This is a genomic window from Klebsiella sp. 141161, assembly GCF_050600815.1.
GTDB classification, from domain to species: domain Bacteria; phylum Pseudomonadota; class Gammaproteobacteria; order Enterobacterales; family Enterobacteriaceae; genus Klebsiella; species Klebsiella aerogenes.
Window position 1 is genome coordinate 165,149 of sequence record NZ_JAQIRN010000009.1, and the last position, 21,477, is coordinate 186,625.

General features: G+C 57.5%; 17 protein-coding genes. 4 read left to right on the plus strand and 13 right to left on the minus strand.

Annotated elements, in window-relative coordinates; all coding sequences use genetic code 11:
• Positions 1–18: 18 nt before the first annotated feature.
• Entirely contained in the window at positions 19–339 is a 321-nt protein-coding gene (locus PGR79_RS21085) for a PTS fructose-like transporter subunit IIB (protein WP_087858058.1), read from the minus strand.
• A 20-nt stretch (positions 340–359) separates the two neighbouring features.
• The gene (locus PGR79_RS21090) at positions 360–1,436 is read right to left on the minus strand and encodes a PTS fructose transporter subunit EIIC (protein ID WP_087858057.1); all 1,077 of its coding nucleotides are present in this window, start codon (positions 1,434–1,436) and stop codon (positions 360–362) included.
• Between the two features lie 309 nt (positions 1,437–1,745).
• Here PGR79_RS21090 and ptsP point away from each other — a divergent pair, with 309 nt between their 5' ends.
• A complete protein-coding gene (gene ptsP, locus PGR79_RS21095) occupies positions 1,746–4,247 on the plus strand; it encodes a phosphoenolpyruvate--protein phosphotransferase (protein WP_430922455.1) in 2,502 nt (833 codons plus the stop codon).
• Between the two features lie 37 nt (positions 4,248–4,284).
• On the opposite strand, the gene PGR79_RS21100 is transcribed toward ptsP, so the two are convergent.
• The 5 genes from PGR79_RS21100 to PGR79_RS21120 form a co-directional block, all read right to left on the minus strand.
• A complete protein-coding gene (locus tag PGR79_RS21100; protein ID WP_113374231.1) occupies positions 4,285–5,250 on the minus strand; it encodes a PDR/VanB family oxidoreductase in 966 nt (321 codons plus the stop codon).
• Between the two features lie 56 nt (positions 5,251–5,306).
• Positions 5,307–6,755, minus strand: a complete 1,449-nt coding sequence (locus PGR79_RS21105) for an NAD-dependent succinate-semialdehyde dehydrogenase (protein ID WP_113374230.1) — start codon at positions 6,753–6,755, stop codon at positions 5,307–5,309.
• A gap of 18 nt (positions 6,756–6,773) precedes the next feature.
• Positions 6,774–7,898, minus strand: a complete 1,125-nt coding sequence (yeaW, locus tag PGR79_RS21110) for a carnitine monooxygenase, oxygenase subunit YeaW (protein ID WP_113374229.1) — start codon at positions 7,896–7,898, stop codon at positions 6,774–6,776.
• A gap of 37 nt (positions 7,899–7,935) precedes the next feature.
• Positions 7,936–9,543, minus strand: a complete 1,608-nt coding sequence (locus PGR79_RS21115) for a BCCT family transporter (protein ID WP_047050562.1) — start codon at positions 9,541–9,543, stop codon at positions 7,936–7,938.
• A 400-nt stretch (positions 9,544–9,943) separates the two neighbouring features.
• Positions 9,944–11,029, minus strand: coding sequence for a tartrate dehydrogenase (locus PGR79_RS21120; protein WP_087858052.1), 1,086 nt, complete (start codon positions 11,027–11,029; stop codon positions 9,944–9,946).
• Between the two features lie 82 nt (positions 11,030–11,111).
• Here PGR79_RS21120 and PGR79_RS21125 point away from each other — a divergent pair, with 82 nt between their 5' ends.
• Positions 11,112–12,107, plus strand: a complete 996-nt coding sequence (locus PGR79_RS21125; RefSeq protein ID WP_430922459.1) for a LysR substrate-binding domain-containing protein — start codon at positions 11,112–11,114, stop codon at positions 12,105–12,107.
• Here the strand turns inward: PGR79_RS21125 and puuE are convergent.
• The 5 genes from puuE to puuD all read right to left on the minus strand — a co-directional run bounded on the left by puuE (position 12,094) and on the right by puuD (position 17,762).
• Positions 12,094–13,359: a 4-aminobutyrate transaminase gene (gene puuE, locus PGR79_RS21130; RefSeq protein ID WP_045386357.1), complete on the minus strand. Its 1,266-nt coding sequence runs from the start codon at positions 13,357–13,359 to the stop codon at positions 12,094–12,096. The genes PGR79_RS21125 and puuE overlap by 14 nt on opposite strands.
• Before the next feature lie 46 nt (positions 13,360–13,405).
• On the minus strand, positions 13,406–14,686 hold the full coding sequence (locus PGR79_RS21135; protein ID WP_430922461.1) for an NAD(P)/FAD-dependent oxidoreductase: 1,281 nt from the start codon (positions 14,684–14,686) through the stop codon (positions 13,406–13,408).
• Between the two features lie 2 nt (positions 14,687–14,688).
• A complete protein-coding gene (puuC, locus tag PGR79_RS21140; RefSeq protein ID WP_113374227.1) occupies positions 14,689–16,176 on the minus strand; it encodes an aldehyde dehydrogenase PuuC in 1,488 nt (495 codons plus the stop codon).
• Positions 16,177–16,426: 250 nt separating this feature from the next.
• A complete protein-coding gene (gene puuR / locus PGR79_RS21145; RefSeq protein WP_002898590.1) occupies positions 16,427–16,984 on the minus strand; it encodes an HTH-type transcriptional regulator PuuR in 558 nt (185 codons plus the stop codon).
• Positions 16,985–17,009: 25 nt separating this feature from the next.
• Positions 17,010–17,762: a gamma-glutamyl-gamma-aminobutyrate hydrolase gene (gene puuD, locus PGR79_RS21150; protein WP_161798760.1), complete on the minus strand. Its 753-nt coding sequence runs from the start codon at positions 17,760–17,762 to the stop codon at positions 17,010–17,012.
• Positions 17,763–17,987: 225 nt separating this feature from the next.
• Here puuD and PGR79_RS21155 point away from each other — a divergent pair, with 225 nt between their 5' ends.
• Both PGR79_RS21155 and PGR79_RS21160 read left to right on the plus strand, forming a co-directional pair.
• Entirely contained in the window at positions 17,988–19,406 is a 1,419-nt protein-coding gene (locus PGR79_RS21155) for a glutamine synthetase family protein (protein WP_045396993.1), read from the plus strand.
• Positions 19,407–19,756: 350 nt separating this feature from the next.
• Complete coding sequence (locus PGR79_RS21160) at positions 19,757–21,148, plus strand: APC family permease (protein ID WP_087858046.1); 1,392 nt, start codon at positions 19,757–19,759, stop codon at positions 21,146–21,148.
• 89 nt (positions 21,149–21,237) lie between these two features.
• Here PGR79_RS21160 and PGR79_RS21165 read toward each other — a convergent pair whose 3' ends face one another.
• On the minus strand, positions 21,238–21,360 hold the full coding sequence (locus tag PGR79_RS21165) for a small membrane protein (RefSeq protein ID WP_072251592.1): 123 nt from the start codon (positions 21,358–21,360) through the stop codon (positions 21,238–21,240).
• Positions 21,361–21,477 lie beyond the last annotated feature (117 nt).

The window sequence follows — 21,477 nt, forward strand, 5'->3', positions numbered from 1 at the left end:
AAGCGCCTCTTTTGGGCTTCAGGCGTTCTGGGAAAGGTGGCTATCTATCTTGTTCATGATGGCGTCGGCGCGTTTTACCGCATCGCTGATATTGACGCGCACAATGGTTTTCCCGGCAAAACGTTCTTCAAACTTAATGCCGATATCTTTGGTCAGAATGACCATATCGGCAGCGGCGATATCCTCCGCCGTGAGTTCGTTCTCAATGCCGATGGAACCCTGGGTCTCAACCTTAACCTGCCAGCCTTTGGCTTTAGCGGCGCTTTCCAGCGACTCGGCGGCCATATAGGTATGGGCGACGCCCGATGGGCAGGCGGTGACGGCGATAATGTGGGTCATAAGGTGTTCCTTCCAGTCTGTTAGTTAATTTCGAAATCAAGATCTAATTCATCGTCGGCTTGGGCGTCGGACGGTTGCTTTTTGGTGAATGCTTTCAGGGCGATGACGCAGGCCGCGCTGACGCAGGCGCCGACAAAGAGTGCGGTGACAAAGGCGAGTTTGCCCTGGACCACCGGCAGCACGATAAGCCCGCCCCAGCCGGCATAGCACTGCGCGCCCATCAGCGCGGCGGTGACGCAGCCGCAGGCGGCGCCAATCATGTTGGCGGGAATAACGCGCAGCGGGTCGGCGGCGGCAAAAGGAATGGCGCCTTCGGTCACCCCGACGCAGCCCATCACCAGCGCGGCCTTGCCGGTTTCACGCTCTTCGGCGGTAAAATATTGGCGACCAATTAACGTCGCCAGCCCCATGCCCAGCGGCGGTACGGCGATGCCGACCGCGGCGATTGCCACGACGCTGTAGACGCCCTGAGAGACGCAAATCAACATAAAGGCGTAGGCCACTTTGTTAACCGGGCCGCCCATATCAAAGGCCAGCATCAGGCCCATAATGATGGCCAGCACCACGATGCTGCCTTCGCGCATCCCCTGCAGCCAGCTGGTCAGGTTTGCGGTCAGCGCGCCCACCGGTTCGCCGAGGCCCCACATCATGATCCCGGCGGTGATAAAGGTGCCGATGATGGGAATAATGAAGATAGGCATCACCGAGCGTAGAACTTTATGAACGGGAATTTTTTTCAGGTAATAGACCACCAGACCGCCAATCATTCCGGCTATCAGCGCGCCGAAGAAGCCGGCGCCGAAGCCGTTGCCGACCCAGGCGCCAATGGCGCAGGGGGCCAGCGCGGCGCGGTCAGAAATGGAGTAGCCGATGTAAGCGGCAAGGAAAGGTACCATCAGCGTCAGCCCGGCGACGCCGATATCAAAGAGCTTCTTCAGATTAGGGTCGGTGGCGGCATCGGGCACCGCGCCTTTGCCATATAACATGACGGACACCGCCAGCAGGATCCCGCCGGAAACGACGAAGGGGATCATGTGTGAGACGCCGGTCATCAGATGCTGGCGGGTATTTTTTAGTATGTGCACCAGTTCGTTCATTGCTTGCTCCTGAGCGCTGTGTGGCCCGTGACAGTATTGATGCCTCAACATTAGAAAAAGGGCGGGGTATAAAATAGTAGAGAAAAAGTGCATTTACTGGATATTTGTAATGTGAGAAAGGAATTGCGATCCACCTCAAATCTTAGCTGTTATTAGGGCTACGTACGCCTGAGCTGATGAATTGTGATGGCGAGCATAAAAAAGATGTATGTGTACAATAGTCCAGTAATTGCCAGTTTTATCACGTAGTTCATTGCCACTACTTTCATTACCTTTGGCTGAAATAACGCATTGCTCAGGAGGAAGGCGATGGCACTGGTAATTGAATTCATATGTGATTTGCCAAATGGCGTGCATGCGCGCCCGGCAAGCCTGGTCGAAACGCTGTGTAACCGTTTTTCGTCGGCGGTTGAGTGGCGGAATCTGCGGAGCGACGGTCGCGGGAATGCGAAAAGCGCGCTGGCGATTATCGGCAGCAACACCCTAAAAGGAGACGCCTGTCAGCTGATTATCAGCGGGGAGGATGAAGACGAAGCGTATGCCGCGTTAACCGCGTTTATTGAAAATGAATTTCCGCACTGCGATGCGCCGCTGCCCTCTGCGCAAACGCTGGATGTCCAGCCGGTGCCGGAATCGCTGTCGCGGCTGAACCCAACGCTGTTCCCTGCGCGCCCGGTGTGCGCCGGCAGTGCTGGCGGTAAGCTGGTTCATCTCAAATCACGCGATCTTCACGACCTTGGCGAACTGCCGATGGTCGCCAGCCTTGAACAGGAACAGGCGGCACTGGATAACGGTTTGCGTCTGTTGGTGCAGGATATCGATCTGCGGTTACTGGACAATGACGGCACCGCCAGCGCGATTCTGCAAGCTCACCGTTCGCTGGCGACCGATGCTTCGCTGCGCCAGCACCTGCTTGGCGGTATTCTCACCGGCCTTAGCTGCGCACAGGCTATTGTCGCCACCGGCGACCACTTCTGCGCCCAGTTCCGCGATTCCAGCAACAGCTATCTGCAGGAGCGAGTGCTGGATGTCCGCGACGTCTGCTTCCAGCTATTGCAGCATATCTATGGCGAAGACCGCTTTCCGGCACCGGGACAACTGCGGGAAGCGGCTATTTGTCTTGCCGATGAACTGACCCCAAGCCAGTTTCTGGAACTGGATAAGTCGCAGTTGAAAGGGCTACTGCTGCGCAGCGGCGGCACAACTTCACATACTGTCATTCTGGCCCGTTCGTTCAATATTCCTACGTTGGTGGGCGTTGACCTGCCGGCGCTGCTGCCGTGGGTCGATACTCAGGTACAGATCGACGGTAATGCCGGGCTGCTGGTGGTGGACCCCAGCCCAGCGGTGGCGCGCTATTATCAGCAGGAGTCCTGGCTACAGGGGCAAATTCAGCAACAGCAGCAGGTATGGCTCGATAAAGCCGGGCAGACGCAAGACGGCATCCGCGTAGAGATCGCCGCCAATATCGCGCATTCGGTGGAAGCGGTGGCGGCATTTAATAACGGCGCGCAGTCGGTTGGGCTGTTCCGTACCGAAATGTTGTATATGGACCGTCCCGGCGCGCCGTCGGAAAATGAGCTCTACAACATCTTTTGTCAGGCGCTGGAGCCCGCTAACGGGCGCAGTATTATCGTGCGCACCATGGATATCGGCGGCGATAAGCCGGTGGCGTATCTCAATATTCCGGCGGAAAACAATCCGTTCCTCGGCTACCGTGCGGTACGCATCTATGAAGAGTATCAAGCGTTGTTTCATACTCAGCTGCGGGCCATTTTACGCGCCTCGGCGCACGGCTCGCTGAAAATTATGATCCCGATGATTTCATCAATGGAGGAGATTCTGTGGGTGAAAGAGCGGCTGGCGGAGGCCAAGCAGTCGCTGCGCGCCGAACAGATCCCGTTTGATGAAAAGATCCCACTCGGCATCATGCTGGAGGTGCCGTCGGTGATGTTTATCATCGATCAGTGCTGTGAAGAGGTCGATTTCTTTAGCATCGGCAGCAACGATTTAACGCAGTATCTGCTGGCGGTCGATCGCGATAACGCTAAAGTGACGCGTCATTACAACAGCCTGAACCCGGCCTTCCTGCGCGCGCTGGACTATGCCGTGCAGGCGGTGCATCGTCAGGGAAAATGGATTGGCCTGTGCGGCGAGCTGGGGGCGAAAGGATCGGTGCTGCCGCTGCTGGTTGGCCTCGGTTTAGATGAATTGAGTATGAGCGCGCCGGCAATCCCGGCGACCAAGGCGCGCCTGGCGCAACTGGATAGCCGCGCCTGCCGCCAGCTACTGAATCAGGCGATGCAGTGCCGTACCTCACTGGAAGTCGAGCATCTGCTGGCCCAGTTCCGCATGCGTCAGCAGGATGTTCCGCTGGTGAGCACCCAGTGCATTACGCTCAATAGCGACTGGCGCAGCAAGGAAGAAGTGCTGAAAGGGATGACTGATAATCTGCTGCTGGCCGGGCGTTGCCGCTATCCGCGTAAGCTGGAGGCAGACCTGTGGGCCCGCGAGGCGGTGTTCTCCACCGGTCTGGGCTTTAGCTTCGCCATTCCGCACAGTAAATCCGAGCATATTGAGCAGTCGACCATCAGCGTCGCGCGGCTGGCGCAACCGGTGATGTGGGGCGATGAAGAAGCGCAATTTGTCATTATGCTGACGCTGAACAAACACTCGGCGGGTGACCAGCATATGCGGATCTTCTCACGGTTGGCGCGGCGCATTATGCATGAGGGTTTTCGTACCGCTCTGGTAAATGCGGCAAGCCCCGAGGATATCGCCGAACTGCTGCGCCGCGAGCTGGAATTGTGATTGTCTCTCCGGCCAGCGCCGCTGGCCGGAGAGCGAGCTATAAATCCAGCACTAACCGGCCGCCTTTAGCGCGTGAGCAGCAGATCAGCATACTCTGCTGGCTGGCTTTCTCTTCATCGCTGTAGTACTGATCGCGGTGGTCGGCTTCGCCCTCCAGAATCATCGTTTCGCAGGTGCCGCACACCCCTTCGCGGCACAGGCATTCCACCTTCGCCGCTTTGTTATTCTCAATCACCTGCAAAATGGTCATATCCTGCGGCACGGTAAATTCGCGTCCGGAACGCGCCAGCACCAGCGTAAATGCCTCTCCGCCTTTATCCTCAAGGATAAATTGCTCAAAGTGCAGCTGGCTGGCGGGAACCTGATACCGTTCGGCGGCGGCTTTCACCGCCTCGTTAAGTGCAGCCGGGCCGCAGGTATAGACGTGGGTTCCGGGCTCGATATCGGCGAACAGGCGCGACAGGTCGAGACGGCTGCCGAGCGCTGATATGTGAATATCGACCCGGTCGCGCCACGGCGCTGCGCTGAGCGCATCGACGAAAGCATTATTGTCGGCGTCGTGGAAACAGTAGTGCAGCTGCCAGTCAGCCTGCTGCTGTTCCAGTTCAGGAATATGCGCTAAAAACGGCGTAATGCCGATGCCGCCGGCGATCAGCAGATGTTTTCGCGCCTGTGGTTCGATGGCGAACAGGTTGTTGGGGGTGGACACCGTCAGGGTATCGCCCGGTCGCACCTGCTGATGCATAAAACGCGAGCCGCCTTTGGAAGGCGACTCAAGACGCACCGCAATCTGCCAGCTGGAGGTATCCAGCGGCGAGCTCATGAGCGAATAGGCATTGCTGTAGCGCTGCTCGCCATCCTGCATCTGGACGATTATATGGCTGCCGCCGCTGAATGCCGGCAGCGGGGCGCCGGTCGGCGACACCAGCGTAAAACGCTTAACCTGGGCGGTGATCTGTTCAACATCGCGAACGATCGTCTCAAACATTTGATAATCAGACATCGCTGAACTCCATCAAAAATCCCGGCGTGGCCAGAGCCGCCGCCGGGAGAGGACAGTTACAACCCCTGGCAGAGATACTTCATCTCCAGGTAATCTTCGATTCCGTGTTCCGAGCCTTCGCGGCCAAGACCCGACTGTTTCACTCCGCCAAATGGCGCGACTTCATTAGAAATTAGCCCGGTATTGATGCCGACCATGCCGTATTCCAGCTGCTCGGAGACGCGCCAGATACGGGCGGCATCGTTGCTGTAGAAATAGGAGGCGAGGCCGTAGATGGTGTTATTGGCCTGCTCAATGACCTCTTGCTCATCCTCAAATTTCACCAGCGCGGCCACCGGGCCGAAAATCTCTTCCTGCAGCAGCAGTGACCCCGGCTGTACGTTGCCGATAACCGTCGGGGTGAAGAAATTACCGCCCAGCGGATGCGCTTTTCCGCCGGTTAACAGCGTGGCGCCGCGGGTGAGCGCATCGTCGAGCAGGGACTGGACTTTGCGTCCGGCGTCGGCGTTGATAAGCGGGCCAATCTGTACATCGGACTCGCTGCCATCGCCGACTTTCAGGGCGGCGACGCGGGCGACGAACTTATCGCAGAATTGGTCGTAGACGGCGCGATGAATATAGAAGCGGTTGACGCAAACGCAGGTTTGCCCGGCGTTGCGGAACTTGGCGATCAGCGCTCCCTCGACGGCTTTATCGATATCGGCGTCGTCAAAGACGATAAACGGCGCGTTACCGCCGAGCTCTAAAGAGAGCTTTTTGATGGATTCCGCGCACTGGCGCATCAGCACGCGGCCAACTTCGGTCGAGCCGGTAAAGGAGAGCTTTCGCACCCGCTCATCGCCGGTGAACACCGCGCCAATTTCACGCGACTGCCCGGTTACGACGTTAATCACGCCCTGCGGGATCCCGGCCTGATTCGCCAGTTCCGCCATCGCCAGCGCGGTAAACGGCGTTTCGTTGGCAGGCTTAATTACCATCGTACAACCCGCGGCCAGCGCCGGGCCGGCCTTACGGGTGATCATCGCCGCCGGGAAGTTCCACGGGGTGATCGCCGCGCAGACCCCCACGCCCTGGCGGATCACCATCAGGCGTTTATCGGCGCCGGGGGAGGGGATTATCTCGCCGTTGGCGCGTTTCCCTTGTTCGGCAAACCACTCGATAAACGAGGCTGCATAGGCGATTTCGCCTTCCGCTTCCGCCAGCGGCTTGCCCTGCTCGGCGGTCATTATCTGCGCCAGCGCGGTCTTGTTTTCGAGGATCAGGCGGTGCCAGTTCTTCAATAACGCTGCGCGCTGGGCGGCGGTAAGCGCGCGCCATGCCGGCAGCGCGGCAGCGGCGGCATCCACCGCCTGCTGCGCTTCCGCCCGGCCCATATTCGGGATCTGGCCGAGCGCCTCGCCGGTGGAGGGATTGCTGACGGCAAGGGTCGTTCCGTCGGCGGCGTCGTGCCAGCTTCCGGCAATCAGCGCCTGCTGGCGAAACAGATTTGAGTGAAATACGGACATAGCCAACTCCTTCAACGATTACGGCTGGAACACCTGGGCGACCAGATTATGGAAATGGGCGATCCCGTGCTCGGAGATACCGCTGCCGCTGTTATCCGCCATAATGCGCCCCTGGCCGCGATAGCCGCGGGACTTCAGCCCCTTTTGCACGCTTTCGACCAGACGTAAATCTTCCGGGCGGAACACGTCGCGATACCACTCAATCAGCGCTTTCTGATCGTCGGTCAGCTCTTCGTTGGTGAAATAAATGTCGTAATTCTGCAGGGTGGTCTCTTCATCCACCGGGAATTCATAAATGACGGTCATCATGCCCTTGATCGGCGTGACGTTGAGCATGGTGCACGGCCACAGCCAGAAACCGTGGAACGCGGCGTCGGTGCCTTCTTCGAATTTAAACGACTGCTCGGACGGCTTGGCGAAGCCATACTGCAGCGTCCATTTGCCGTGCATGGTGTGCCAGTAACGGTCAACCTGCACGGAATCCGAGAAGCCCGGGTGCGCCGGGCCGCAGTGGTAACATTCCAGATAGTTATCGACGATATTTTTCCAGTTCGCCGGGGTAAGAGTAGTAAAGCGCGCCGCCAGTTTCAGCTCATGCACATCCGGGCAGGCTTCCAGCACTTTGTCCTGCAGCCCCGGTAGCTGCGTTTCCACGCTCTCCGCTTGTGGGTTCATATTGATAAACACAAAGCCGGCATACTCTTCAAGGCGAACCGGCACAAGCGTAGCCTTATCGCTATCGAAATTCTCCACGTTTTCGCAGTTGCGGGCGTGGGCGAGATTGCCGTCCAGCTTGAAGGCCCAGGCGTGATAGGGGCAGGTAATCACGTTTTTGGCTTTACCTTCGCCGCTCAGCAACTGGTGGCCGCGGTGCGGGCAGACGTTATAGAAGGCGCGCAGAATGTTGTCGCGCCCGCGGACGATAACGATATTTTCGCCGATGATCTCCCGGGTAATGTAATCGTTCGGCCTGGCGACTTCGCTGCCGTGGGCGACGCAAATCCAGCTATTGGCGAAGATACGCTCTTTCTCGTGCTCAAACGCCTGGCTGTCGGTGTAAAAACGGGCCGGAATGGTCCAGGCGTCCTGCGGATTGGCGCAAAAGTTAACCGGCAGGGTAAAGTCAGGGCTTAAATTGCTCATGTAGGGTCACCTTGTGATTATTGTCAGTAAGCGTTTTTTACAGCGACTGGCCGTCGCCTTTGAGTACCGCGCCAACCGGCAGCGTCTCGGCTTTAACGATCGGCTCGGGCGTATGGGTTTCTATCTGATGCACAGGCACGTGGGCGTAGTCCTGTTTTAGCCAGCGTACAAAGCCGCCGGTCTTGATCAGTAAAATGGCAAGGAACGGTAAGGCGGTCAGCACCACGGTGGTTTTCATGGTTTCCAGCGAGGCGCCGGTAAACAGAATCGATAGCGGGATGAGGGTGATCACCACGCACCAGAACAGGCGCATGCCGCGATCCGGATCTTCGCCTTCGCGCAGGTTACGGGTACTGGTCGCCGCCATGGTGTAGGCCACCGCATCCATATGCGAGGCGAGGAAAACGATCATCACGAACAGATAGGCGGCGAGGAACAGCTTGCCCGCCGGCAGCGACATCAGCACTTGTTGGACGGCGGTTTCGCCGCCGAGGGACTGCATCACCTGCGGCACGTTAATCACGCCGTTGACGAACTGATGCATGGCATAGCTTTCCATCACCCCGAAGAAGAACCAGCAGCCGGCGGTGCTGCCGAGAATCAGTCCCCAAATGACCTCTTTGATTTTGCGTCCGCGGGAGACGCGAGTGACGAACATCGCCACGCCTGGGGTATAGGAGATCCACCACAGCCAGTAGAAGACGGTCCAGTTGCGGGTAAAGGCGCCGTCGCCGAGCGGGTCGGTAAACAGGCTCATCTGCAGGAAGTTTTGGGTCGTCAGACCGATGGCGTTGATGATGTTATTGGTGATGAATTCAGTCGGGCCAACCAGTAATACCACCAACGGCAGCAGGAACGCCCCCCAGCCGACCATTTTGCTCAGACGCTGAAGGCCGTTGTTGATGCCAATCCACGAACTCATGCAGAAAATACCGCCGGAGAGCAGGATCACAAACGCCTGGACGGTGAAGTTATCCGGCAGTCCGGTGAGTGCTGACAGGCCGCGGGTGAAGGTGGCGGCAGTGACCACCAGCGAAATGGTTAACGCGCCGACGGTGGCTATCAGGAACATCAGGTCAACCAGACGACCCCAGAAGCCCTGCGGATTGACGCCGGTGATCGCCGAAATGATCCCGGAGAGGCTGAGCCCTTTGTTTTTCCGCACGTGGAAGTGATAGGCCATGATCAGCGAGGCGAGGGTGTAGGTCGCCCACGCGCTAATGCCCCAGTGGAAGAAAGAGTACGGGATGCTGTATTCCAGCGCTTTTGCTGAATGCGGCGCAATATTCAGGCCAGGGGTCTGGTAGTAATAAGCCCACTCGGCAACACCCCAGTACAGCGTAGAGGAGCCGAGCCCGGCGCAGATAAACATAAACAGCCATGAGAGAGTGCTGTACTCGGCTTTGCCTTCGCCGAGCCGGATATTGCCGTATTTGCTGGTGGCCAGATACAACACCAGCCCCAGCGCCAGCAGCACCAGCACTTGTACCGCGGAACCCAGCAGGCGGGTAACGCCGTTAAAAATCGAATTAGCCGCCTGGGCGGTTTGCTGGGGGAAGAGACTTAATGTAGCGGCGATGAAAACAATGGCCGCCAGGCTGATGACAATCAGCGGCACATCTTTTTTCTTTACGTTGCTCAACATGAGTGATCTCCTGGGCACGGTTGCCCGTCGGTGGCTTTAGCCTGTCGTTGTTATCACGCTGTAGGGTCAGGGTTCGTAGCAAAATGCTATTAACAATTGGATTATTTCTTCGTTACATGAATTAAACAATTGGCCGATTCGTGAAGCAATAAAACACGGAACGGAAATAATAAAAGGTGAATTGGCGCAGGTTCTTTCCTTCCGGGAATGAATAAAGTTCGCCGCTGTGATGCGGTTCACTTGTCAATCGTGGGGGATTCTGCATGCAGAGGAGAGAGGGGAGTTGGCGCGAGTTTTCCCGGGTAGCGGCTACGCCTTACCCGGGCTACGCGATCGGGCGATATTCTCGTGCCATTGTAGCCCCGGTAAGCGCAGCGCGACCGGGGAGCGGCCGGGGTAATTACGCCAAAATGGCCTTGCAGATAGCGTCGCTGACCTGCTGCGTTGAGGCGGTGCCTTTCATGTCCGGAGTTTTCGGACCGCTAGCGATCACCTGTTCTATCGCCGCCAGAATACCGTTATGCGCGGCGTGGTAGCGCTCATCGCCGTTGCCGAGGAAATCGAGCATCATCGCCCCGGCCCAAACGGTAGCGATCGGGTTGGCGATATTTTTACCGTAGATATCCGGCGCCGACCCGTGAACCGGTTCGAACAGCGACGGGAAGGCGCGCTCGGGATTGAGGTTAGCCGACGGCGCAATACCGATAGTGCCGGTACAGGCCGGGCCGAGATCCGACAGAATATCGCCAAACAGATTGGAGCCGACGACCACGTCGAAACGTTCCGGCTGCAGCACGAAGCGGGCGCAGAGAATATCGATATGCTGCTTGTCCCAGCGAATCTCGGGATAGCTTTTGGCCATCTCTTCCACGCGCTCATCCCAGTAGGGCATGCTGATCGCAAGACCGTTAGATTTGGTTGCGGAGGTCAGCGTTTTGCGCGGGCGGCTTTGCGCCAGCTCAAAGGCGTAGCGCAGGATCCGGTCAACGCCGCGGCGGGTGAAGACCGACTCCTGAATCACCACTTCATGCTCGGTGCCTTCATTGGCGCGACCGCCGAGGGCGGAATATTCACCTTCGGTATTTTCGCGCACCACGTAAAAATCGATATCGCCGGCCTTTTTACCCGCCAGCGGGCAGGGGACGCCGGGGAACAGGCGCACCGGACGCAGGTTGACGTACTGATCGAACTCACGGCGGAACTTCAGCAGCGAACCCCACAGGGAGATATGGTCGGGGACGGTATCCGGCCAGCCGACGGCGCCGAAATAGATAGCATCGAAGCCCTGCAATTGCTCGCGCCAGTCGTCCGGCATCATCTTGCCGTGATGGGCGTAATATTCGCAGCTTGCCCACTCCATCTGTTCGAAGCTCAGCGACAGATCCCAACGCTGCGCGGCGGCTTGCAGCACGCGAATACCTTCAGGCAGAACTTCTTTACCAATTCCGTCACCGGGGATGGCGGCAATACGACAGGTTTTTTTCATTCCGGTTCTCACTTTTTAGCGATGATGTTTGACCACCTGCCTATCCTATAATTGACTGGTTCATAATTAATCACGCTAACTGGTGAAACATAAAACACAGATCATGAATAATCTGCCGCTGCTAAATGATTTACGCGTGTTCATGCTGGTCGCTCGCCGGGCCGGTTTTGCCGCCGCCGCCGAGGAGCTTGGCGTATCGCCGGCGTTCGTCAGCAAGCGGGTTTCGCTGCTGGAGCAAACCCTGAATGTGATGTTGCTGCACCGTACCACCCGTCGGGTCACCATTACCGAAGAAGGGGAGCGGATCTACGAATGGGCGCAGCGCATTCTGCAGGATGTGGATGAGATGATGGACGAGCTTTCCGACGTGCGTCAGGTACCGCAGGGAACGCTGCGTATTATTAGCAGCTTTGGCTTTGGCCGTCGGGTGGTGGCCCCCGCGCTGTCGGCGCTGGCGCGCCAGTACCCGCAACTTGAGCTGCGCTTCGATGTCCAGGACCGGCTGGTGGATTTAGTCAATGAAGGGGTGGATCTCGATATTCGCGTCGGCGACGATATCGCGCCGAATCTGATTGCCCGCAAGCTGGCGACCAACCATCGTATTCTCTGCGCGTCGCCGCAGTTTCTTGCCCGCCATCCGCAACCGAAGCAGCTTAGCGATCTGGCTACCTTACCCTGCCTGGTGATCAAAGAGCGCGACCATCCGTTTGGCGTCTGGCAGTTGCACAGCAAAGAGGGTCAGCACGCGATCAAGGTGACCGGGCCGCTCTCCTCCAACCATGGTGAGATCGTGCATCAGTGGTGTCTGGATGGGCAGGGGATTGCGTTACGTTCCTGGTGGGATGTCAGTGAAAATATCGCCAGCGGCCATCTGGTGCACGTGCTGCCTGACTACTTTCAGCCCGCCAACGTCTGGGCGGTCTACGTGTCGCGGCTGGCGACCTCAGCCAAAATCCGCACCACCGTGGAGTTTCTACGCCACTATTTTCAGCAGCACTATCCCCAGCAATGTATCGTCAGCAGCGAGGAAAACAGCCGGCGACCAGCGCCGCCGGCGGAGGGCGTTACAGACGCGTGACGCTCTGCAGGATCGTCAGCGCGCGGGAGAATTGAGCATCCGGGATGGTCAACGGATAGAGGAAGCGAATAACGTTGCCATACTGGCCGCAGGTCAACAGCAGCAGGCCCTGCTCCAGCGCCTGCTGCTGGATTTTCTGCGCAATCGCCGCCGACGGTTCGCCGGTCGCCGGGTCGAAAAACTCGGCGGCGATCATCGAACCCACGCCGCGTGCTTCCACCAGCGCCGGACACCAGCCCTTCACTTCCTGTAGCGTCGCCAGCAGGCGCTCGCCGAGGAACTGCGCGCGCTCGCACAGCGCTTCGTTATCAATGATATCCAGCACCGCATGCGCGGCCGCCACCGCCAGCGGGTTGCCGGCGTAGGTGCCGCCTAAGCCGCCCGGCGCCGGGGCATCCATGATCTGCGCGTTGCCGACCACGCCGGAAAGCGGCATGCCGCCCGCCAGGCTTTTAGCCATCGTCATCAGATCCGGTTTATCGGCATAGTGATCCATGGCGAACAATTTACCGGTGCGGGCGAAGCCGCTCTGTACTTCATCGGCAATCATCACGATGCCGTGCTCATCGCAGAGGCGGCGTACTGCGGCAACCAGCTCTTTCGGCGCGACGTTAAAACCGCCTTCGCCCTGTACCGGTTCGAAAATAATCGCCGCCACCTGTTTGGCTTCGATATCGGCTTTGAACAGGCGTTCAAGGGCGGTAATTGAATCGGCGGTGCTGATACCGTGCAGCGCTGACGGATACGGCACGTGGTATACCGAGCCGGGGAACGGCCCGAAGCCTAGCTTGTACGGCGCGACCTTACCGGTTAGCGCCATCGTCATATAGGTACGGCCATGGAAACCGCCGCCGAAGGCGATAACGCCCGGGCGTCCGGTATGGGCACGGGCGATCTTCACCGCGTTTTCGACCGCTTCCGCGCCGGTAGAGAAGAAGGCGGTCTTTGCCGGGCCTTTGACCGGCGCCAGTTCGTTGAGCTTCTCAGCCAGCGACACATAGCTTTCATAAGGCACGATCTGATAGGCGGTATGGGTAAATTGCTGCAGCTGCTGTTCAACCGCGGCGACCATCCGCGGATGACGATGACCGGTATTCAGCACCGCGATGCCGGCGGCGAAATCGATATATTCATTGCCTTCGACATCGGTCAAGGTGGCGTTTTGCGCGCTCTGGGCAAAGAAGTTGCACATAACGCCCACCCCGCGCGGGGTAGCGGAAAGACGACGCTGATGGAATTCATTGTTGCTCATAATAAACACCCTTTAGCAAAAGTTAATCACGGAACCGAACGGCAAATCAGACCCCAAGGCGGTCGCGCAGGCTGTAGTAGGCGGCGCCCATGGCGGTAAAAGGAATTCGCAGGCTGCGCCCGCCCGGGAACGGGTAGTGGGGCAGTTTGGCGAAGGCATCGAAGCGCTCGGCATCGCCGCGTAGCAGTTCTGAAATCAAGCGTCCGGCCAGATGGGTACAGGTCACTCCGTGGCCGCTGTAGCCCTGCATGTAGTAAATATTGTTATCGAGACGGCCGAACTGCGGCATACGCGACAGGGTCAGCAGGAAGTTGCCGGTCCAGCGGTAGTCAATTTTTACCCCCTGCAGCTGCGGGAAGGTTTTCAGCAGTTTCGGCATGATCAGGCGCTCAACGTCGTCCGGATCGCGTGCGCCGTAGACCACGCCGCCGCCGTACAGCAGGCGGTTATCGCCGGTGAGGCGGTAGTAGTCCAGCAGGTAGTTACAATCTTCCACGCAGTAGTTTTTCGGGATCAGCGAGCGGGCTAAGTCCTCCGACAGCGGAGCGGTCGTCACGACCTGAGTGCCGCACGGCATGCTGCGTTTTGCCAGCTCCGGTTCAAGCTTGTCGCCGAGATAGGCGTTACCGGCGACGATCACGTAGCGCGCGGTTACCTGGCCGCGAGCGGTACTGACTACCGCCGGGCTGGTGTGCTGAATTCGGGTCACCGGAGACTGCTCATACACCCGGCCGCCGTTAAGACGAATGGCGTCCGCTTCGCCGATGGCAAGGTTCAGCGGGTGAATATGGCCGCCGCTGTGGTCGAGCAGGGCGCCGACGTAGCGGTCGCTGTCTACTTCGCGACGAATGGCATGGCTGTCGAGCAGTTCCAGTTGGGTATTGCCGTAGCGCTCCCAGTTGGCTTTTTGCTCTTCCAGCATTTCCATTTGCTTATGGTTCATGGCCACAAACAGGCCGCCTGGGCGGTAATCGCACTGGATCTGGTAACGCTGGATGCGCTCGCGAATAATATCGCCGCCTTCGAACATCATGCTGCCGAGCATTTTGGCCGCATCCGGGCCGTAGTTCTTCTCAATAACGTCGATATCGCGGCTATAGGAGTTAACCAGCTGTCCGCCGTTGCGGCCGCTGGCGCCGAAGCCGATACGCGCGCCTTCCAGCACTACTACATCGTAGCCCATTTCGGCCAGATGCAGGGCCGAGGAGAGGCCGGTGTAACCGCCGCCGACGACGCAGACGTCACAGTTGATTGATTCCTCCAGCGTCGGGAACGGTTCATACTTGTTGGCGCTGGCGGCGTAGTAACTAGTGGTATGTTCAGTCATGATCAAGACTCCAGAGCAATCCAGATGGTTTTCAGTTCGGTGAATTTTTCCAGCGCGTGCAGCGATTTATCGCGCCCGTTGCCGCTCTGCTTATAGCCGCCGAACGGGACGGTCATATCACCATCGTTGTAGTTGTTGACGAAGACCGAGCCGGCCTTCAGGCGGCGACTCATGCGGTGGGCGCGCGACAGATCGCGGGTCCACACCGCGGCGCCGAGACCGTAGTCGCTGTCGTTGGCCAGCTGCAGCGCCTGTTCTTCGCTTTTGAATCGCGTGACGACCAGCACCGGGCCGAAGATCTCTTCGCGGCTGAGGGTTGAGGACGGGTCGACATCGACGAAAATGGTCGGGCCGACGGCGGCTGGCCACGGATTTTTCCGCCCGTCGAGGAATAGCGTGCTTTTGGCCTCGCCGCCGCGGATAAAGCTGTGCACGCTGTCGGCATGGGCGTTATCAATTAACATCCCCATGGTGGTTTCAGGATCGAGCGGATTACCCGGCTGCCAGTTTTGCGCCTGCGCTTTCAACAACGTCAGGAACTCATCAGCGATGCTCTCTTCCAGCAGCAGGCGGGTGCCGGCGATGCAGACCTGCCCCTGGTTATAGAAGATACCGCCGGCGGTGGCGTTGACCGCTTTTTGCAGATCCGGACAGTCGGCGAAGACGATATTGGCGCTCTTGCCGCCGGCTTCCAGCCACACGCGCTTCATATTGCTGTCGCCGGCATCTTTTAGCAGCTGTTTGCCGGTACGTGTGGATCCGGTGAAGGTAATGACTTCAACGTCAGGATGCAGCGCCAGCGCCTGCCCGGCCTCGTGGCCAAAGCCGCTGACCACGTTTAACACCCCGTCCGGAAGTCCGGCTTCTTTCGCAAGCCCTGCCAGACGCAGGGCGGTGAGCGGCGATTTTTCCGAGGGTTTGAGGATTACGCTATTACCAGCCGCCAGCGCTGGGCCGAGTTTCCAGCAGGCCAGCAGCAGCGGGAAGTTCCACGGCACCACCGCGGCAATCACGCCAATCGGTTCACGAACGATCATTGCCAGCTCGTTGCCGCCGGTGGGCGCCACTTCGCCATAGACTTTATCCAGCGCTTCGGCGTACCAGCGAATGGCGCGGGCGGCGCCGGGAATATCGTCGCGCAGGCTGTGGCGGATCGGTTTGCCGGTATCGAGCGTTTCCAGCAGCGCCAGCTCTTCACGATGGGTTTCCATCAGGTCGGCAAATTTCGTGAGAACCGCTTTACGCCGGGCCGGGGAGGCCTGCGACCAGTCGCCGTTATCAAAGGCCTGGCGCGCGGCTTTCACTGCCCGTTCGACGTCGGCTTTTTTACCGCGGGCGACCTGCGCTAATGTCTGCTGCGCGGCAGGGTCGATAGTCTCGAAGGTGGTATTATCGGCCGCGGCGCAATATTCGCCGTTAATAAATAAGCGCGTTTCAATGGCCAGGTTTTTCGCTTTTTCCTGCCAGTAAGCCAGGTGCTGAAAATTCATCATGACTCCTTAAAAACATCATCGGCAAAATATAGGGTTCGGCGTTTTCAGGCTGCTCAGGGCGCAGGGCGTCCCCGGGGTAGAAAACCGTCTCTTCGCCATTCACTGGCGTTAATTATCTTTGGGCCAGCAGGAAATAAGATTTCCGCGCTGCGCAGGTATTATTACTGCGAGTTCTTCGCCGCGGCGGAAATATTACATCCGCCGCGACAGGCCTGAAGAAAGCCTGAAACCTGCTCAGGCTAAGAAATTAGAATGTGGTGGGGGTGTGGGCACTGATAATGCGGCAGATACCTGCCGAGGTGTTGCTGAAGCTATGAGGGATGCCGGTATTAATGGCATAGCTCTGTCCAGCCACCAGGTGGTACGACTGACCGTTAATCGTCAGCACGATTTCACCTTCCAGTATGGTGCCTATCTCCTCACCCTGATGCTTTATTCTCTCCCCGGTTGTGGTCCCAGGCTGGTAAGTTTCAAAAATCATCGCCAGCGTACGGTTCGGATTTCCGTTATGAACCAGTTTCATTGAAACGCCCTGACTCCCCATTTCGATAAGGTCGTCCTGATTAATGACGACCTGCGGTTCATCCGGCTTTTCGGGTTCAGAAAAGAATTCCGAGAGCGACAGCCCATATACTTTCAGCAGCTTTTGCAGCGTACTGATGGCAGGACTGACTTTGTCCTGCTCTATGGTGCTGATGGCACTATGTGTTAACCCAGACAGTTCGGCGGCACGACGCTGTGAAAGACCCAGCTGTTGGCGGATCTCTGACAGACGTTTCCCTGGCGCCAGTCCGTCATCGCTCATATTTGCATTTCCTTAACTGTAGTGGTCAGAGCCGCCGCTTTTCGGCGACATGGCTCTGACAGGCGGTGATAAAACCATCAAACAACATACGCGACAGGGCGTATTCGCTACTGTTCCATTCAGGATGCCATTGTACGCCCAGCGCGAAAGGGTGGTCGTTGACGCTGACCGCCTCAACCAGCCCATCCGGTGAACGGGCCTCCACGCGCAGACGCGAACCCAGCGTTTTTGCGCCCTGGCCGTGTAGCGAGTTTACCCAAAACGTGTTGCAGCCCGGTATTAACTGAGAAAGTAAACCTCCTTCCTGCACCTCCACCTGGTGGGACGGCGCATACTGCTGCTCCACCGGTAGTTCAGGATCTTCGCGATGCTCCAGCAGTTCCGGCTGTTCAAACAGACGACGATACAGAGTCCCGCCAGTGGCGACAACCAGTTCCTGCAGCCCTCGGCAGATGGCGAAAATGGGGATGCGCCTTTCGAGCGCGGCGTTAATTAGCGCCATGCTCAGAAGATCACGCCCGGGGTCGGCGTCAGGCTCATCGCCGTTTTCACCATAAAGGTGCGGCTGCACGTTGCTGGGGCTGCCTGGCAGGTAGATCCCGTCCAGTTTATCGACTAACGCATCCAGTAGTTCCGGCTCGGCCAGCGCGTGCGGCAGGGCAATCGGCAGTCCGCCAGCGTTAACAATGGCATTCAGGTACTTTTCTTGCAGAGTCTGGGTCTGGTGACCCTTAAGCCTGTTTCTACACATCACGACGCCAATAACTGGCTTGTACATTATATTTTCCATGATCGCCCTCACAAAGTGGACTAAATTATGACCGCCAGTGACTGATAAACGGCCATATCGTTCAATATTTTCTCAATCTAGCAGTGGAAATAGCCGTTTGCAAACTTAATTTAACATTTGACAAACATTTTGTTTGCATACACATTCGAAGGGTGGACATTATATTTGACGTTTTCAGTCAGGGTCCGAAAACTAAAACAACGGCGGTGAATCATGGAAACCAATATCGTAGAAGTTGAGAATTTTGTTCAGCAGACGGAAGAGAGACGGGTAAGCGCGTTCGCTAAAGAAGTGAAGCGCTACCTCGAAACCTACCCCAACACTCAGTACGTCGATGTACTCCTCACAGACCTTAACGGCTGCTTCCGCGGCAAACGCATTCCGGTCGCCAGCCTCAGCAAACTCGAGAAAGGCTGCTACTTCCCGGCGTCCGTTTTCGCGATGGATATTCTCGGCAACGTGGTGGAAGAGGCCGGGCTTGGCCAGGATATGGGCGAACCGGACCGCAGCTGCGTCCCGGTATTAGGTACGTTGACCCCTTCGGCCGCCGATCCGGAATACATCGGCCAGGTCTTGTTGACCATGGTTGATGAAGATGGCGCTCCCTTTGACGTTGAGCCGCGGAACGTACTCAACCGCCTCTGGCAGCAGCTCCGCCAGCGCGGATTGTTCCCCGTGGTAGCGGTAGAGCTGGAGTTCTATTTACTCGATCGCAAACGCGATGCCGAAGGCTACCTGCAGCCGCCGTGCGCGCCCGGCACCGACGACCGCAATACCCAAAGCCAGGTCTATTCCGTTGATAACCTCAACCATTTTGCCGATGTACTGAATGATATTGATGAGCTGGCCCAGTTACAGCTGATCCCGGCGGATGGCGCGGTGGCTGAAGCCTCTCCGGGGCAGTTCGAAATCAACCTCCACCACACCGATAACGTGCTGGATGCGTGCGATGATGCGCTGGCATTAAAACGTCTCGTGCGTTTAATGGCGGAGAAGCATAAGATGCACGCCACTTTTATGGCGAAACCTTATGAAGAGCATGCGGGTAGCGGGATGCATATCCATATCAGCATGCAAAACAATAAGGGTGAAAACGTGCTGGCGGATGCGGACGGCGAGGATTCAGCCCTGCTGAAACGCGTGCTGGCCGGGATGATTGACCTGATGCCGGCGTCGATGGCGCTGCTGGCGCCGAACGTAAACTCGTATCGTCGCTTCCAGGCGGGCATGTATGTGCCGACGCAGGCGTCATGGGGGCATAACAACCGTACGGTAGCGCTGCGTATCCCGTGCGGCGATCGACATAACCACCGCGTTGAATACCGCGTAGCCGGGGCGGACGCCAACCCGTATCTGGTGATGGCGGCGATTTTCGCCGGCATCCTGCACGGCCTGGATAATCCGCTGCCGCTGCAGGAAGAGGTGGAAGGTAACGGTCTGGAACAAGAAGGCTTGCCGTTCCCGATCCGCCAGAGCGACGCGCTGTGGGAGTTTATGCAAAACGATCATCTGCGGGAGCGTCTTGGCGAGCGTTTCTGCCACGTTTACCACGCCTGTAAGAATGATGAGTTACTGCAGTTTGAGCGTCTTATCACAGAAACAGAAATTGAGTGGATGTTGAAAAACGCCTGATGTTCGCCCCGTAAGGGGCGCATTAGTTTAATCAGTAGCATCATACGGCCTGAGCGGAGCCTGGTCGTCCTTTTTGCTGGGAGCCCAGCCATTTCCCGGATGTCGCGTTAAGGAGCGCAGGCGGCAACGGGGCTTCAGTTAACGACACAGTGTGTGACGAGGAAATGAGATGATGCAGATGTTCAAATATCCGCAGGGAGAAGGGGGCCTCTTTGGCCGCATTGGATGCCAACTTACCGCCGTTCATCGGTCCGTCTTACCCTTTTATTTACGTCTTACCCCCTTGCTAAGCAGGTTTGTTACCCGGTCTTTGTGCCCGCAAACTGTCGTCGGCATGGGGGGAATGCGTCATGGCTGCTAATCTTCCTGCAGAAAACGCCGCTCAGGCGGGAAAACCGCGTCTGCGTAAATCGCTCAAACTGTGGCAAGTGGTGATGATGGGGCTGGCTTATCTGACCCCCATGACGGTGTTTGATACCTTCGGCATCGTTTCCGGCATCAGTAATGGCCACGTTCCAGCCTCTTATCTGCTGGCGCTGGCTGGGGTGCTATTCACCGCCATCAGCTACGGCAAGCTGGTGCGCCAGTTCCCGGAAGCGGGTTCGGCCTACACCTATGCGCAAAAATCAATTAGCCCGCACATCGGTTTTATGGTCGGCTGGTCCTCACTGCTGGACTATCTGTTCCTGCCGATGATTAACGTCCTGCTGGCGAAGATCTACCTCTCCGCGCTGTTTCCGGAAGTGCCGCCGTGGGTGTGGGTGGTGACCTTTGTCGCCATTCTGACCGCGGCGAATCTGAAAAGCGTCAACCTGGTGGCCAACTTCAATACTTTGTTCGTGCTGGTGCAGATCTCCATCATGGTGGTGTTTGTGGTTCTGGTGGTACAAGGGCTGCATAAAGGCGAGGGTGTGGGTACCGTCTGGTCGCTGCAGCCGTTCATCAGCGAGAATGCGCATCTGATTCCGATTATTACCGGCGCGACGATTGTCTGCTTCTCTTTCCTCGGCTTTGACGCCGTTACCACGCTTTCAGAAGAAACCCCGAATGCCGCGCGGGTGATCCCGAAGGCCATCTTCCTTACCGCAATGTACGGCGGCATTATTTTTATCGTCGCCTCGTTCTTTATGCAGCTGTTCTTCCCGGATATCCATCGCTTTAAAGATCCGGACGCCGCGCTGCCGGAAATTGCGCTCTACGTCGGCGGCAAGCTGTTCCAGTCGATTTTCCTGTGCACCACTTTTGTTAATACCCTGGCATCGGGCCTGGCGTCGCACGCCAGCGTGTCGCGCTTGCTGTACGTGATGGGCCGCGATAACGTCTTCCCGGAGCGCATTTTCGGCTATGTGCATCCGAAATGGCGAACCCCTGCGCTCAACGTGATTATGGTGGGCATCGTCGCGCTGTCGGCGCTGTTCTTCGACCTGGTGACCGCGACGGCGCTAATCAACTTCGGCGCGCTGGTGGCCTTTACCTTCGTTAATCTCTCGGTATACAACCACTTCTGGCGGCGCAAGGGTTATAACAAAACCTGGAAAGATCGCTTCCATTATCTGCTGTTGCCGATGGTAGGCGCATTAACCGTGGGGGTGCTGTGGTTGAACCTTGAGGCGACCTCATTGACGCTGGGCCTGGTTTGGGCGGCGTTGGGATTGCTTTATCTCACTTACCTGACCCGCCGTTTCCGTAAACCGCCGCCGCAGTTTGATGCAACAAAGGCGGAACAGGCTTGGGAGTCTTAACTTTTAGTGATAGCAGGAGAGAAGGCAGGCGCTAAGCCTGCCTTCTCTGTTTGTTACGCAGCCCAGGTGTAAAGATTGGCAAAGGGGAATTATTTCTTTTTTTTATCGGTTGGCAGCTGAGCGGCGCGACGTTCTTTGATATAGGACACCAGACTGTAAACGGCGACTCCCAGTAGAGCAATCGCCACGATAAAGAGCACAAAACCCGACATAAATTAACCTAATGATTTGTTTAAACAGAAGAAAAAATAACGCCTCACGAAGACGATAACATCGGGATGTTTCCGAAAGATGACCTAAAAGTGCCAAAGGCATCAGCCATGGCTCAT